Genomic DNA, 13,621 nt, shown 5'->3' with positions numbered 1-13,621 from the left:
TTACCAGAAATCGGGCAGGCTGTAGCGGTAGGTGTTGGACTGGTGCCAGTGGTGGTTTCCGTCGACCCAGGCGGCCACCCCCCGCAGGAACCGCTGCACCTGCGGTACGGGGCAGTCGGCGGTCAGGGCGGCGGCTTCGCGCTCGAAGGCGTGCATCAGGTCGTTGTGGACCTCGATCGCCTTCAGATAGGCCGCCCGGTCGGAGAGCCCCTCGCGCTCGGCGATCACCACCGGCAGGTTCAGGTGGCGACCGGGGGTGTTGAGCTCCTTGGTGTAGGAGTACAGGTCGTTCACGATGGTCGTCGCGTTGCCCGCGAGCGCGATGACCTTCTGCATGGCGGGGTGGGCATGCAGGTCGGCGGGGAGTTCGTAGCCGCCGACCGTGTCGGTGATGGTCGGGCAGGGGCGGAAGTTGTTGAACTGGCGCATCGCCAGGTACTCCCACACCTCCGGTACGTGGTCCATCTGGGCCCAGGCCGCTTCGGCGAGGTACCCCATGTGCAGCCGGGCCATGTCGTGCCGGAACCGGTCCGCCTGGGAGGGGCTGGCCGCCCGGACGAAGTACTCCATGGCGGAGCGGTAGGCGCGGCGGGGCGCGTCCGAGTGGAGCGACTTCGCCCACTGCGGCTGGTACTCCTCCGTCGTGTGCAGATGGTCGAGGGCGGTGTGCGCGAGCAGCAGCCGTTCCCCGAGACCGTCGGGGGAGCCGCCGTGGTCCTCGCAGTAGCAGTCGTCCACCGCGTTCTCGGCCACCATCAGCCGGGTGGCGAGCATCAGATGGTCGATGCTGGGCGCGTCCGGGTGGCAGCCGACCATGTAGCGGCCCACGGAGAAGCCGTCGAACTCCTCCTCCCAGTCGTCGGGATAGAGCGAGACCTCGTCCAGCGCCCAGGACTTGATCCTCCGGCTGACCTCCTCGACCCGTACCGGGTCGGGCTCGGGCAGCGGGTGGTGGTAGAGGCCCGGAACCGGGGTGCCCTCGCCCGCACCCGTACCCGGTGCGGGCGTCGGCGGTTCCTCCCGCAGGGTCAGGCGCAGGCCCGCCGTGCCCAGCCCGCTCGGGCCGCGCAGCGCCGACCCCGGGCCGGCGGCCGGCCGCGGAGCCTCCGCCGCCGGTACCGAAGGAGCGGGTACGACGGGAAGGGAGGGCGCCACGGGCAGCGACGGTGCGGCCGGCAGGGACGGTGTGGCGGCAAGCGAGAAAGAGGAGGACGAGGCGGGAACGGGCGGCGCGGAGACCGGACCGATGGCGGCCTTCACATCGCGGGCATGGGCGACGACGGCGGCGAGCACCCGCTCCCCGAACTGGGAAGCGGCCTCGGGCAGACTCGACTGGGGCGGTGGCAGCTCGGGCGCGGGCATCGGTGGCTCCTTGGCTCCTTCGGTGGGTGAGGACGGCTGTTCCCGGCCCCGGGGCATGCGCGACCGCCCCGGGAACCCGGGGTTTCGCGCGAGGTTCGGGCCCGGGGCCGCTACTTGGGCCAGTGGGCGATCTGCACGTTCTCCAGCACGCCGACCGCGTCGGGCACGAGGATCGCGGCGGAGTAGTAGGCGCTGACGAGATAGGACGTCATGGCCTTCTCGTCGACGCCCATGAAACGGACCGACAGGCCCGGCCGGTACTCGTCCGGCAGCCCGGTCTGATGCAGGCCGACGACGCCCTGCTTCTCCTCGCCGGTGCGCATCACGAGGATCGAGCTGGTCTTCTCCGGCGTGATCGGGATCTTGTCGCAGGGCAGGATCGGAACCCCGCGCCAGGCCGTGACCCGCTGACCGTCGAGGTCGATGTGGTCCGGGTAGATCCCACGGGCGTTGAACTCGCGTCCGATCGCCGCGATCGTCCGGGGGTGCGCGAGGAAGAACTTGGAACTCCGGCGTCGGCAGAGCAGTTCGTCCAGGTCGTCCGGGGTCGGTGGACCGGCATGGGGCTGGATGCGCTGCTTGAAGTCGGCGTTGTGGAGCAGGCCGAACTCCCGGTTGTTGACCAGCTCGTGCTCCTGGCGCTCGCGCAGCGCCTCGATGGTGAGCCTGAGCTGTTCCTCGGTCTGGTTCATCGGCCCGTTGTAGAGGTCGGCGACCCTCGTGTGGACCCGCAGCACGGTCTGGGCGACAGAGAGTTCGTACTCGCGCGGGTTCAGCTCGTAGTCGACGAAGGCGCCGGGCAGTTCGTGCTCGCCCGCGTGGCCGGCCGACATCGCGATCTCCGCCTCGCCCCGGTGGTTCTGCCGCTGACGGGAGCGGGCGGAGACCGCTTCGAGGTGGCCGTGGAGGCTCGGCGCCATGGACCGCACGGCCGCGAAGTCGGCGCGGGACAGGGTGAGCAGGGTGCCCGACGTCTCGGCGACGACGGTCTGCTCCCACCGGGCGTCCTCGTCCAGCAGGGCCTTCTCCCCGAACCGGTCGCCGTCGGCGAGTACGTCCAGGACGACCGCGTCGTCGTACGCGCCGACAGCGGTCTGCCGGAGGCGGCCGTGCGCGATCAGATGGATCCGGTCGGCGGGGGCACCGTCCTCGACCAGCGTCTCGCCCGCCCGGAAGTCGCGCTGGACGCACCGGTCGGCGAGCGCAGTCAGCGCCTCCACGTCGTCGAAGCCGCGCAGCAGGGCCAGTTCACCGAGCTCGCGGGGGATCACCCGGACGCGGGCGCCCTCCTGGACGAACTCGATGGTCCCGTCGCCGACCGTGTGGCTCAGACGACGGTTGACCCGGTACGTCCCGCCCTTGGCTTCCACCCAGGGGAGCATCCGCAGCAGCCAGCGGGAGGAGATCTCCTGCATCTGCGGGGCGGACTTCGTCGTGGTGGCGAGATTGCGGGCAGCCGCCGTCCCCAGACTGGACTGCCGGGGCAGCTCCGGCCGTACTTCCGGGCTCGATGCAACCGTCATCGGGCAAGCTCCCCTTGCTGAGGTCGGCGACACGCACGTATGCGGACGTCACTGGGTAACTGGAGGGAAAAGGGGGTATCTGGATGGGAACCCGTCCAGATCCAGGGGAACACTAATAGCCGCTTCGCCCTCCGGGGCAAGGAAAGCCGCTGACATTAACTCGATACGATGATCGTGCCCGCATGATGTTTGTTCGAGCATCGACCTGTTCCGGCCGTACCGGACCCCGCTCCCGAACAGCGCGAAACCTGCGGCCCGTTGCCGCGAACGCGGGATGTGTCCGTTCCCTGGGCTGGGCCTCCCGATGGCGGCGGTGCGGATGCCCGGAGCGAAGCGGACGGTGACGGCATACCCGTTCGGGCCGGTGCGAGGGCAGTGTGTCCGGCGCTCGACGGTTGGCGGGGTGCGTGCGGCCGTGTGCTATAGGGCCTCGTTCGTCGGTGTGGACGATGTTCACGAGGGCCGAACACCGATCTGTGGAGCGGGGCCTTGTCGGTCGGCGGCGCCGGTCACGCGCAGGGTGATGCCGGTCGTCCGCTGTCCGGAGCGGTGGACGGGCGGACACGGCTTAACGTCGTGTGACGAAGCCATTCTGACAGGAGAAGAATGCGACCCGAGCGATACGGATCGGCTGCCGATACCGTCGCGCTGCGTGAACAGCTGCGGCATGTTTACTGGATCGGCGGCGGAAGTGGGGCGGGCAAGTCGACGATTGCTCGCCGCCTGGCGGATCAATACGGGTGGCAGCTCTACGCGACCGACGACGTGATGTCGGAGCACGCGGACCGGACCACACCCGAAGAGGCCCCGTTCCTGCACCGGTTCATGGCCATGGATATGGACGAGCGATGGGTGAACCGGTCTCCGGACACCATGCTCGAGACCTTCCACTGGTTCCGTGGTGAAGGCTTCCGGCTGATCATCGACGATCTCCTTCGGCTGCCATCGGAACCCTGTGTCCTCGTCGAGGGCTTCCGACTGTTGCCACACCTCGTGAAGCCGCTGCTCTCCGTTTCCAGTCAGGCGATTTGGCTCCTCCCCACCCCGGAGTTCCGCCAGGCCGCGATCCAGAGTCGGGCCACGCCCGGAGAAGGGTTCATCTGGAAGACCAGTGATCCGGAGCAGGCCGGCCGCAACATCGCAGAACGCGATCACGCCTTCGTGAAACATCTCCACGAGGAAACGAAGCGTCTCGGGCTGCGTGCCATCGAGGCTGACACCACGATGACCGAAGACGATCTCGCCGAGCGGGTGACCGAAGTGTTCTTGGGCCGTCGCTCAACACCTGAGGAGTGAGAGAGGGATCAGCAGGTCTCCAGGAACGGGAACGACGCGGTCGCCCACAATCAGGCGCGGGACTTCCAGGAGGGGACCCTTGCTCGTGTCCTGCCGAGATCGCCGACAGGGACACCCTCCCAGCCACCTCGCAGGTCAGCAGGCGTGCTGAGGTGTCGTGCCCTCTTGCCTCCAGGAGGGCACGACACCTCATCGCCGGTCAGATGTCCCGGAAGAGACCAGTCGCTTATGTTCGTTTCCTTGGTGCCGGGCGCGACGAAGGTGCGTGGCGCATGGGTGGGGAGCCATGTTGCCATAATCGATCATGGCAAGAATGCGTTAGCAGTGTCAACAAAGTTGTGGAACTGTTGAAGTTCGAATTTGCGTACGCATCTCGAGACGTGTGGCCATCGAGAAAGTTCCTGTATGGAGGGGAGCCCATGACGTGAGGACCGGTGGCGCTATCGCTCCGGTGAGGGGCTCTTCGCCCACAACTCCGTTTACGCTCATTGGCTTTGTGGAGGCTGTCCGGGACGAAAAGGCGGACATCGTGGTGCGGGAGCCACACGGTCAATAGGGGTGTTCAGCGCAGTACTGAACTGATCCAGTCCGTCGCCTGCTCCGGCGTGGTGCGGGTGTCGACGCCGAGGACATGGACGGTGCCCAACAGGCCGTTGGGGCCCCGCACCCGGAGGATGCGCTGGGCGTTGCCGCCCGTCCGGGGGTGGACGATGATGGCGATCGGGTCTTCGGCAGGCCCGTAACCGCCGCCGTAGGTAAGGAGCTGGTGGACGTCGTCCGCGCTCACCCCGTGCCGGTCGTAGCGCTTGTACTTGGCGTCCACCGGCAGCAATCTGCGGTGTGCCGTGCCGCGTGCCGGGAGGCTGAGCAGAAGGTCGGGCCGGAACGTCGAGGTGTTGCCCAGGTCTCCGCGGACGATGATGCCGGCGCCGTTTCCGCCGGGTAAGGCGTGGCCGCCGCGAGGGCCGACGGCCTCGGTGCCGAGACGGCGTACGACGGCTTCCCAGAGCGCGGGCATCCTGAGCAGGAGGCCGTCCGCCGTGGCGCCCTGGTCGGCGAGCAGGTCGCTCACGCCCCCGCCGCGCAGCAGCAGGCGGGCCCAGGTGTGGGCGTGGCGGTAACGAGCATTGAGGCGGGTGTAGTGGGTGCAGTCCAGGGCGCGGAGCGCCGCTGCGGGGGTCGGCGCCTCGGGGAAGGCGCCAGCGATGTCGTGCAGGGCGCGCGCCAGGTCCGGGCTGGTGGTCGGACCGAGTGCCGCCTTCAGCGCGCTCCCCAGAACGCGGTTGTCCCAGATGTCCGCCTCCCGGTCGAAGGTGCGCATGTGTAGCTGGTCCAGCTGCCCGTAGCGCCGGGTGGCCTGGGCGGCGACGTCCAGGCGCCCCCGGAGCACCGAGTCGACGCTCCGGCGGCGTACGTAGTCCCGGCGCAGGCCCTCCCGCAGCAGCCGCTCGCACTGTTCGAGCAGGGCGGCGGCAATCAGGTCGGCGTAACCGTCGGGGCCGGTGGCCCAGCGCCTCGCCGTCGCCGGGACGGGCGTAACGAGGGCGTAGGCGAGCCAGCTCATGAGCTGCTCTCCCGGAATGGCGAACTTGGGGGAGATGACCACGCGGACGCGGTCCAGGACCAGGACGCCGACGGTCGCGTCGGCCTTGAGGCGCCAGCCGGTGCGCTCCCTGCTCAGGGTGAGGCAGCCGCGTGCCTGAAGGGCCTGCAGACGGTCTATGTCCCGCGGAGTGAGTTGGCCGGGCTCCAGCGGGGCGGACTCGTACTCACCGAGAGGAACCGGGAGGCGGTCAGGCATCCGGGCCGGGAGCGCCGCTGGTGAACTCGGTCGCCAGCGCGTCCGGCAGATCCTGCGGGGACATGAGGCGGGCACGCCCGGTGTCGGCGTCGACCAGGTCGCCGAGGATGAGGTGCAGCAGTTCCGCCCGGCCGAGGCAGTAGTCCTCCAGGAGCGGGACCACCTCGTGATGGAAGGCCGCGGCCAGGTCTTCCTCGGTGGCGATGGGCGCACCGTCGCGCAGCAGGTAGGCATGCCCGATCTGGTGGTCCGCGTCGAGATCACGGGCGATACGGCCGTTGAGGGACTCGAAGAACGCGGCCAGGTCCAGGGGGCCGACCGTTCCGGAGACGGCGTCCGGGTCCGGTCCTACGGGCAGGAAGGCGAAGCGGCGGCGGACCGCGGCGTCCAGGTGGCTGATGCTCCGGTCGGCGGTGTTCATGGTGCCGATGATCCGGACGTTCGGCGGGACGGAGAAGCGTCGCTTGCTGACGGGCAGAGCGACCGGAAGGTTGCGCTTGTCGAGTTCGAGGAGTGTGATCAACTCGCCGAAGATACGCGGTAGGTCACCGCGGTTGATCTCGTCGATGACCAGCAGGAACGTCTGGTCGGGATGGGCGGCGGCACGGCTGCACAGGCTGTGGAACAGGCCGTCCGTGAGCGCGAGGGTGAGTCCCGGGCCGGTGGCGCTCAGGTCCGGTTTGAATCCCTCGACGAAGTCCTCGTAACCGTAGGAGGGATGGAAGGTGACCATGCTGACCCGGTCGCCGTGCAACATCTCGGCTTGTGTAAGGCCACGGTGACGGGCGTCGGCACCGAGCGCGTCCGCGCGGCCGTCCAGGGCGAGGGCGACGCCGAGTGCGAGGCGTGTCTTGCCCGTACCGGGCGGCCCGTGGAGAATCACTTGCCCCTTGCGCTCCAGAGCGTCCAGCACGGCCTGTACGTCCTCGGGCAGCGCGACCGGCGTGGTCTGCGGTGCTCGGATCACGTCCACACCCGAAGCGCCCTGGGGTGCGATGAGCCTCGCGAAGAGGGCCGGGTCGACCTTGGCGAAGGTGGACCGCCACTGCTTCGGTTCCGACAGCTTCCGCGCGTGCGAGAGATCCCAGTCCACGGAGACGACGTGCTGGAACTCGGGCCGGTCCGCTTCGAAGCGGTAACTCCCGTTGACCGTGCCGATGGCCAGGACCTCGTCCGTACCTCGGTTGGCCACGATCCGGTCGCCATCCTCCAGGTCACGGAAGGCCATCAGTCGGCGTGCGAGGGTCAGGCTGCCCCCGCTCCTACGGGGCCAGTTCCTGTCCAGGGCCTGCTTGAGATCGGTGTCGCTCCGGTAGAGGCCGAGGTCTCCGAGCTGGTCCCATCCGACCCGGATGACTCCTTCCGCGCGGCACTCCTCCCACAGCCGGCCGCGCTCGCCGGGCGCGATCTTCCAGACGGTGCGCTGCTTGGACCGCGGATCGAAGTGCGCGTAGAGGAAATGCATCACTTCGTGCCTGGTCCAGCCCTCGAACTCCGCGCGAGAGCGGATCAGTTCCAGCAGCCGACGATTGCTCCCCCAGGCAGGAACATCACCTTGCGTCGAACCGCCCAGCAGGGTGACGAACCGGCGCAGGTGCTCTCCCGCGTAGATGGGCAGGAAGTGCTGCGGGAAGTAGGTGGCCAGCGACTTCGTCACCAACGTCGGTCCGTACCGCAGTACTTCGAGGTCGTCCAGCGCCTCGAAGTCCCCTGACTCGAGGGCGTCGAAAGCCCTGACGAACTGTCCGCGCAGTTCCGCCCAGGCGTCCTGTGGGTCCATCCCACGCAGGGGTGCGGCCAGCCGCCACTCCCCGGAGACGTGGTGGTACATGATGTGCTTCGCGGCACTTCCGCCCTTGATGCTGCCCAGGTGCCGAGTGCCGAACTCCATTAGCCGGCAGTATGTCGGCCCCGCTCCGGGCGGCGCGGCCTGTCCGAGGGCGTAGCGCTCCAGCGGCAGCTCCGCCCAGTCCTCCAGCGGAAACTGGGACAGCACCTGCTTGCGCTCCTCCTCGGCAGCCGACGCGGCGTCCGCCACGGCGCTCCGGTCGAACTCGGCCGCAGCCGTGCGCACGTCCACCCCGTTGGTCATGGGGGTCATGATGCCGGACGGCGACACAGTGGTCTCCGCGTCCGGAAAAGTCGGTCGACCGCCTGCGTGTGCGCCACGGGGGCTGGCACGATGGGCCAGCACCGCGAGGCCGGATCTCGGGCGGCGTGCACGACGGCGACAGGAGAGACCGTGCAGGACTGGATCTACATCCTGAATCCGAATAAGGACACCCTCGACGGGGAGCGTCCGACAAGGAGACCGTGCGCCGCCTCGCGCATCAGGACCCCGAACTCGACCTCTGGCTCAGCCGACGCAACCGCATGAACCCGGGGGGCCGTCTGTGGTTCTTCTTCAGCCAGCCCCAGTCGGCGGTCGCCGCAGTGGCCGAGGTCGACGGAGAGCCGGAAGACGACCCCGACGACCCCGACTTCTCCTATCGGGTGGACGTGACCCTCCTGCCCGGCCCCACGGATGCCCTGTACGCCAACCCGGTGAGCTGGGACGAGCTGGAACTCGGCCAGGTGCGGTCCGTGCAGAAGGTCGAGCCGGGAGCGCTGAAGTCTCTGCTGGCGAGGGCCGGTCTCTGACGGGACGGTTACCAGGGCTCCAGCTCACGATCGGCTGGTTTTGCGTGGGGGAAAAGTGCTTCCTGAGCACGGGTGTTCAATGCCATCAGCTTGTCAGCGCTGCGGTCGACGAAGAAGACGAACGCCTTGGCCGAGTCGGCGAAGGCCGCTGCCGGGCGGCTGATGCCGGATGTCGTGATCACGATGAGCCGCTTTGGTACGTCATCGCCGGCCGCCGCGGCAAGGCCGTTCAGCCGCTGCACCTCGGACGTGGACAGACTCTTGGCACGGCTGTGCCACTCGATGTGGAACGCGTCGGACCGGATGGGGACTTCGGCGTCCCCCTCTTCGACGTCCCCGAAGCCGAATGCCACCAACTGGTCGAGAACCGTTTCGGTGATGTGCCGGGGGCTGGGCGAGCGCGGCGACGTCCTTGGCTCGGCTTCCTCATAGAGCTGATCGATATCGAGGCCGACGTCCCTCGGCCACTCGGGCGGAGTAGCTTCACCCGCGAAGAGGGACTCCTGCAATGCGGATCGGTACCCGGCAGGAGCCGGTTCCCCGCGATCGGTCGGCACGCACGGCACTTCGACGTCCCAGGCCTTGAGCCCCTTGCCGAGCACGTCGGCGACGTCCGCCACCGAGGCCTGCGCACGGGGTACTCCTGGTCCCGGCCGCGTGCTGCGCCACAGATGCCAGCCCAGATCGACACGGCCCCACGCCTCGCATTCCTCGAGGTACACATCCACCAGCCAGCCGAGGGCAGGCTTCAGCGAAACGCGGACGAACGCGTCGGAGAGCTCGGCCTCGACGAAGCAGCCGTCGCGTCCGCCCACGATGTCGAGTTTCGGCGAGTGGCGGGGGCCGTACGGGAGGTAGCCATTCCCCGCCGCCACGCGCCGCACTCGCACACCGCGGGCGTCCAGGAGGTCGGCCAGCTCGGTCATGTCGGACGGCTCGCTCTCGTTCCAGCGCCACGGTGAGGGAACCGGTACGCCGGTGAGGTGCGCCGAGGCCACGGCGTGCAGGGCGTCGACGAGCACCTCGTCGGGCGTGTCTAGCGGCCAGACGGACGGCGCACTGTTCAGTACGGGATCCATCACCGCCCAGACGATCGAGTACCCCATGCGTACCTGCGCCAGGGCGACCGAGCGCTGACCGGACAGTGTGACCTTCAGATGCATCAGAAGGTTCGCGTCGTCGAACCGCACCCGGTCGGTCAGCTCGGGATGACGGTCGCACAGGGCCTGCTCCAGGCTCTTGAAGTGCATGTGTCGAGCGAAGGCGGCAACCATGTCGCTGGGCGGGAAGGGCAAGGGAGGCACTCCTTTGAGTGGTGGTTCGCGGTGGCGTTGGCGTTGCCGGGAACGCCACGAACCGCTGACGGAGCGTAGGCCGACCGGATGCCGTCACTCAAAGCGTTCGGCCGTCCTCAACGGCATTGGCCACCGGATTGGCCGGATGTAGTCGGCGGCTCCTCGCCGTGCTCGGCGATCTCCGCCCAGACAGTCTTGCCGGAGGGCGGGCGGGGCTCGGTGCCCCAGCGGTCGGCCAGGGCCTCGACCAGGAGCAGACCGCGGCCCGACTCGTGGTCCGGCCCTGGCTCCGAGGGGATTTCGGGGCGGCGCTCGCCCTTCGTGTCGCTCACCGCGATACGCAGGGTGCCGGCCGCGTGGTCCAGCGTCAGCGCCAGCAGGAAGTCGCGCCCCTGGACGCGGCCGTGCAGCGCCGCGTTCGCCGCCAGCTCCGCGACGACGTGTTCGGCCCGCTCGATGACCCGGGGTGACAGGTCCCAGGCGGTCAGCCGTTCCATGGCCAGGAGCCGGGCCAGACGGGCGCCGCGGCGGGTGGAAGAGCTGCTGCGCGAACGTGCGTATGGTGGCGCAAGGCTGGGGCGTCGTGGTGTGCATGGGGCAACCGTGGCGGTCGGACGGGGATGCGTTCCAGCAGTGCGGCACGTACGGTGCGTCAGCGTACGTGCACTTTCTGTGGATTGTAGGGGGATCTTTCCATCACTCTGGGTGCTGTCGATCGCGGAGAAACCGCTGAGGACGTACGCACCTGGAGGTGGCCGCGTATGGCGGAGAGCAGCGACGTGACAGCTTGCGCCAGGGAGCGCGAGCCCGCCCCTTCCGACAGTCTGCGGACCTTCGGCGCCGTCGTCCAGGCCTTGCGTGAGCACGCGGGGCTCAGTCGGGTGGACTTGGGGGCGGGGGTCCAGTTCTCCAAACACACGGTGGAATCAGTTGAGCTGGGGAGGCGGATGCCCGATGAGTCGTTCGTAAAGCGGGCGGAGGAGGCGCTGGGGAACACCGGCGCGCTACGGAAGGCGGCCGGGCATCTGACGCTGGGCGAGGCGGGGCTGGTGTCCTGGTTCCGGCGGTGGCCCGGCTGGAACGTGTCGGTCAGCGTCGTGCCGGTCGCGCCTTCCGGGGTGAAATGGGCGATCAGTTCGGCGTACGCCTTGCCGGCATCGTCCACCGGGGCGGCATCACGGGCGATCGCCTCGGGCAGTTTGGCATCCTGCCAAACGGTGATCTCGTCCACCTCGCCCGGAAAGTAGTCGACATAGATGCTGTCAGGACGCGATTGATGGACCCAGGGGCGAGCGGGCGGCCGGTCTTCGGCGACGGGGTTTCGGTCAAGTGCGCCACGTACTCGGTGACAGTCTCCGGGGTAGCAGGCAGCGGCCGCCGACCGACGCTCGCGCACCAGGCAGTGAAGGCGGCCATGTCGGCGGAAGACATCAGGCGGGTGGAGTCGGTCAGCTGGCGGTCGGTCTCGGCCGTCCCCACGGCTATGTGCTGAGGGCCAGAGCCTGGGGCGCGGAGACTTGTCACGCTGCTCATCGTAGGGCGGCCCGACACCCCGTCGGCCCGGACGTCGCAGCGGGTGCTCCCACGAGGTGGGCGCAGGCTCAGACCGTGACACGGCGCCCGTCTACGACAGAGGACGCGCCTGCGTGGTGCGGGTCCTTTCTGCGTGGCGAAGTGGTCAGCCGGAGGACTCGGATGCGCGGTCTACCCAGGCTGCGTCGTGAGGCCGGAGACGTCGAGCGGATGGCGGTTCGCCTCGTCGCCCAGACGCGGTCGGCGCGACGCGACCGACATCGGATGTTGCGAGGCCGCTTCGGCGGTAACCCTCCGTAAAGGCTGACGGTTACTCAGTCCTTTCTGACGTTCCGTCAATCATTCAAGATCATCTTGCACATGCGTTGCACAAGGTGCTGAAAAATGACAGAGATCAGCGAAAGGCCGTGAAGGTAGGTATCCGCAGGTCAGCTGGCATAGTGAGGTGTCATGCCCCTTGCCGCCAAGGGGCACGACACCCCGCCGGTCAGATGTCCCGGAAGATTTCGATCTGGGCGCCCACGGAGTTGAGCCGTTCCGCCAGCTCCTCGTACCCCCGGTTGATGACGTACACGTTGCGCAGGACGGACGTGCCCTCGGCCGCCATCATGGCGAGCAGGACCACCACCGCCGGGCGCAGGGCGGGCGGGCACATCATCTCGGCGGCGCGCCAGCGGGTCGGGCCGTCCACCAACACCCGGTGCGGGTCGAGGAGTTGGAGCCTGCCGCCGAGGCGGTTCAGGTCGGTGAGGTAGATGGCGCGGTTGTCGTAGACCCAGTCGTGGATCAGGGTCTGGCCGTGGGCCGAGGCGGCGATCGCCGCGAAGAACGGCACGTTGTCGATGTTCAGCCCGGGGAAGGGCATGGGGTGGATCTTGTCGATCGGCGCCTCCAGTTTGGAGGGGCGGACCGTCAGGTCGACGAGGCGGGTGCGGCCGTTGTCGGCGACGTACTCCACCGTGCGGTCGCAGTCGACGCCCATCTCCTCCAGCACCGCGAGCTCGATCTCCAGGAACTCGATCGGTACCCGGCGGATCGTCAGCTCGGACTCCGTCACCACGGCGGCGGCGAGGAGGCTCATCGCCTCGACCGGGTCCTCGGAGGGGGAGTAGTCGACGTCCACGTCGATGTGCGGGACGCCGTGCACGGTCAGGGTCGTCGTGCCGATGCCGTCGACGCGTACGCCCAGGGCCTCCAGGAAGAAGCAGAGGTCCTGGACCATGTAGTTGGAGGAGGCGTTGCGGATGACGGTCGTGCCGTCGTGCCGGGCGGCGGCCAGCAGGGCGTTCTCGGTCACGGTGTCGCCGCGCTCGGTCAGCACGATGGGGCGGCCGGGGGTGACCGTGTGGTCGACCTGGGCGTGGTAGATGCCCTCGGTCGCGGCTATCTCCAGGCCGAAGCGGCGCAGCGCGATCATGTGCGGTTCGATCGTGCGGGTGCCGAGGTCGCAGCCGCCCGCGTACGGGAGCTTGAAGCGGTCCATGCGGTGCAGCAGCGGGCCGAGGAACATGATGATGGAACGGGTCCGGCGGGCGGCGTCCGCGTCGATCGCGTCCATGTCGAGGCTGGCGGGCGGGACGATCTCCAGGTCGGTCCCGTCGTTGATCCAGCGGGTCCGTACGCCGATGGAGCTCAGCACCTCCAGGAGGCGGTAGACCTCCTCGATGCGGGCGACCCGGCGGAGCACCGTACGGCCCTTGTTGAGGAGCGAGGCGCAGAGCAGTGCCACGCACGCGTTCTTGCTCGTCTTGACGTCGATGGCGCCGGAGAGCCGGCGGCCGCCGACCACGCGCAGGTGCATCGGTCCGGCGTATCCGAGGGACACGATCTCACTGTCGAGCGCCTCACCGATGCGCGCGATCATCTCAAGGCTGATGTTCTGATTGCCGCGCTCGATGCGGTTGACCGCGCTCTGGCTGGTGCCGAGCGCCTCGGCGAGCTGGCTCTGCGTCCAGCCCCGGTGCTGGCGGGCGTCGCGTATGAGCTTGCCGATGCGTACGAGGTAGTCGTCTGACATGGCGAAAGGTTATCTCAGATATGAGATGAGCCGATCGGCGGGGTGCGCCATTCGGGTGACGCATGGGCGTGTCGGCGCGGCAGTTGCGGCCCCGGGGCGTGGGCGAGCGCCGTCCGGGGCGTTGTCGCCTTCCATGTTCCGCCCGGCCGGTCGC

Annotated in this window: 9 protein-coding genes and 1 pseudogene; 3 read left to right on the top strand and 7 right to left on the bottom strand. The window is 68.7% G+C overall.

The genetic code is table 11. From position 1 onward, the window contains the following. Entirely contained in the window at positions 1 to 1,362 is a 1,362-nt protein-coding gene (locus ACWC97_RS10265; protein WP_450648582.1) for a family 2 encapsulin nanocompartment cargo protein terpene cyclase, read from the bottom strand. A gap of 110 nt (positions 1,363 to 1,472) precedes the next feature. Continuing rightward, positions 1,473 to 2,885, bottom strand: a complete 1,413-nt coding sequence (locus ACWC97_RS10260) for a family 2B encapsulin nanocompartment shell protein (RefSeq protein ID WP_450648581.1) — start codon at positions 2,883 to 2,885, stop codon at positions 1,473 to 1,475. 606 nt (positions 2,886 to 3,491) lie between these two features. On the opposite strand from ACWC97_RS10260, the gene ACWC97_RS10255 reads away from it, so the two are divergent. Beyond that, positions 3,492 to 4,181: a hypothetical protein gene (locus ACWC97_RS10255; RefSeq protein WP_450648579.1), complete on the top strand. Its 690-nt coding sequence runs from the start codon at positions 3,492 to 3,494 to the stop codon at positions 4,179 to 4,181. Positions 4,182 to 4,743: 562 nt separating this feature from the next. Here ACWC97_RS10255 and ACWC97_RS10250 read toward each other — a convergent pair. Together ACWC97_RS10250 and ACWC97_RS10245 are read right to left on the bottom strand one after the other, a co-directional pair. Further along, positions 4,744 to 5,982, bottom strand: a complete 1,239-nt coding sequence (locus tag ACWC97_RS10250; RefSeq protein WP_450648577.1) for an McrC family protein — start codon at positions 5,980 to 5,982, stop codon at positions 4,744 to 4,746. Then, positions 5,975 to 8,074: an McrB family protein gene (locus ACWC97_RS10245; RefSeq protein ID WP_450648575.1), complete on the bottom strand. Its 2,100-nt coding sequence runs from the start codon at positions 8,072 to 8,074 to the stop codon at positions 5,975 to 5,977. The genes ACWC97_RS10250 and ACWC97_RS10245 overlap by 8 nt, the downstream gene beginning before the upstream one ends. A gap of 221 nt (positions 8,075 to 8,295) precedes the next feature. On the opposite strand from ACWC97_RS10245, the gene ACWC97_RS10240 reads away from it, so the two are divergent. Continuing rightward, a complete protein-coding gene (locus ACWC97_RS10240; protein WP_450648573.1) occupies positions 8,296 to 8,622 on the top strand; it encodes a hypothetical protein in 327 nt (108 codons plus the stop codon). 8 nt (positions 8,623 to 8,630) lie between these two features. On the opposite strand, the gene ACWC97_RS10235 is transcribed toward ACWC97_RS10240, so the two are convergent. Together ACWC97_RS10235 and ACWC97_RS10230 are read right to left on the bottom strand one after the other, a co-directional pair. Then, complete coding sequence (locus ACWC97_RS10235) at positions 8,631 to 9,872, bottom strand: hypothetical protein (protein ID WP_450648571.1); 1,242 nt, start codon at positions 9,870 to 9,872, stop codon at positions 8,631 to 8,633. A gap of 161 nt (positions 9,873 to 10,033) precedes the next feature. After that, positions 10,034 to 10,414 carry an ATP-binding protein gene (locus tag ACWC97_RS10230; RefSeq protein WP_450648569.1) on the bottom strand — a complete coding sequence of 127 codons (381 nt, stop codon included), beginning with the start codon at positions 10,412 to 10,414 and terminating at the stop codon, positions 10,034 to 10,036. Positions 10,415 to 10,678: 264 nt separating this feature from the next. Between ACWC97_RS10230 and ACWC97_RS10225 the strand changes: the two are divergent. Continuing rightward, positions 10,679 to 10,987 (top strand): annotated as a pseudogene (locus ACWC97_RS10225) (helix-turn-helix domain-containing protein); the annotation flags it as partial. A 950-nt stretch (positions 10,988 to 11,937) separates the two neighbouring features. Here the strand turns inward: ACWC97_RS10225 and ACWC97_RS10220 are convergent. Further along, complete coding sequence (locus ACWC97_RS10220; RefSeq protein WP_450648567.1) at positions 11,938 to 13,467, bottom strand: helix-turn-helix domain-containing protein; 1,530 nt, start codon at positions 13,465 to 13,467, stop codon at positions 11,938 to 11,940. Positions 13,468 to 13,621: the final 154 nt, after the last annotated feature.

Source organism: Streptomyces sp. NPDC001108, assembly GCF_053598535.1.
The sequence above is the reverse complement of the archived record's forward strand: the minus strand, read 5'-3'. Positions and strand labels throughout refer to the sequence as shown.

Bases quoted from the DNA above. Each gene is read 5' to 3' on its own strand.
- ACWC97_RS10260 (WP_450648581.1), bottom strand. From the start codon at position 2,885: ATGACGGTTGCATCGAGCCCGGAAGTACGGCCGGAGCTGCCCCGGCAG.
- ACWC97_RS10265 (WP_450648582.1), bottom strand. From the start codon at position 1,362: ATGCCCGCGCCCGAGCTGCCACCGCCCCAGTCGAGTCTGCCCGAGGCC.
- ACWC97_RS10245 (WP_450648575.1), bottom strand. From the start codon at position 8,074: ATGACCAACGGGGTGGACGTGCGCACGGCTGCGGCCGAGTTCGACCGG.
- ACWC97_RS10230 (WP_450648569.1), bottom strand. From the start codon at position 10,414: ATGGAACGGCTGACCGCCTGGGACCTGTCACCCCGGGTCATCGAGCGG.
- ACWC97_RS10255 (WP_450648579.1), top strand. From the start codon at position 3,492: ATGCGACCCGAGCGATACGGATCGGCTGCCGATACCGTCGCGCTGCGT.
- ACWC97_RS10250 (WP_450648577.1), bottom strand. From the start codon at position 5,982: ATGCCTGACCGCCTCCCGGTTCCTCTCGGTGAGTACGAGTCCGCCCCG.
- ACWC97_RS10235 (WP_450648571.1), bottom strand. From the start codon at position 9,872: ATGCACTTCAAGAGCCTGGAGCAGGCCCTGTGCGACCGTCATCCCGAG.
- ACWC97_RS10220 (WP_450648567.1), bottom strand. From the start codon at position 13,467: ATGTCAGACGACTACCTCGTACGCATCGGCAAGCTCATACGCGACGCC.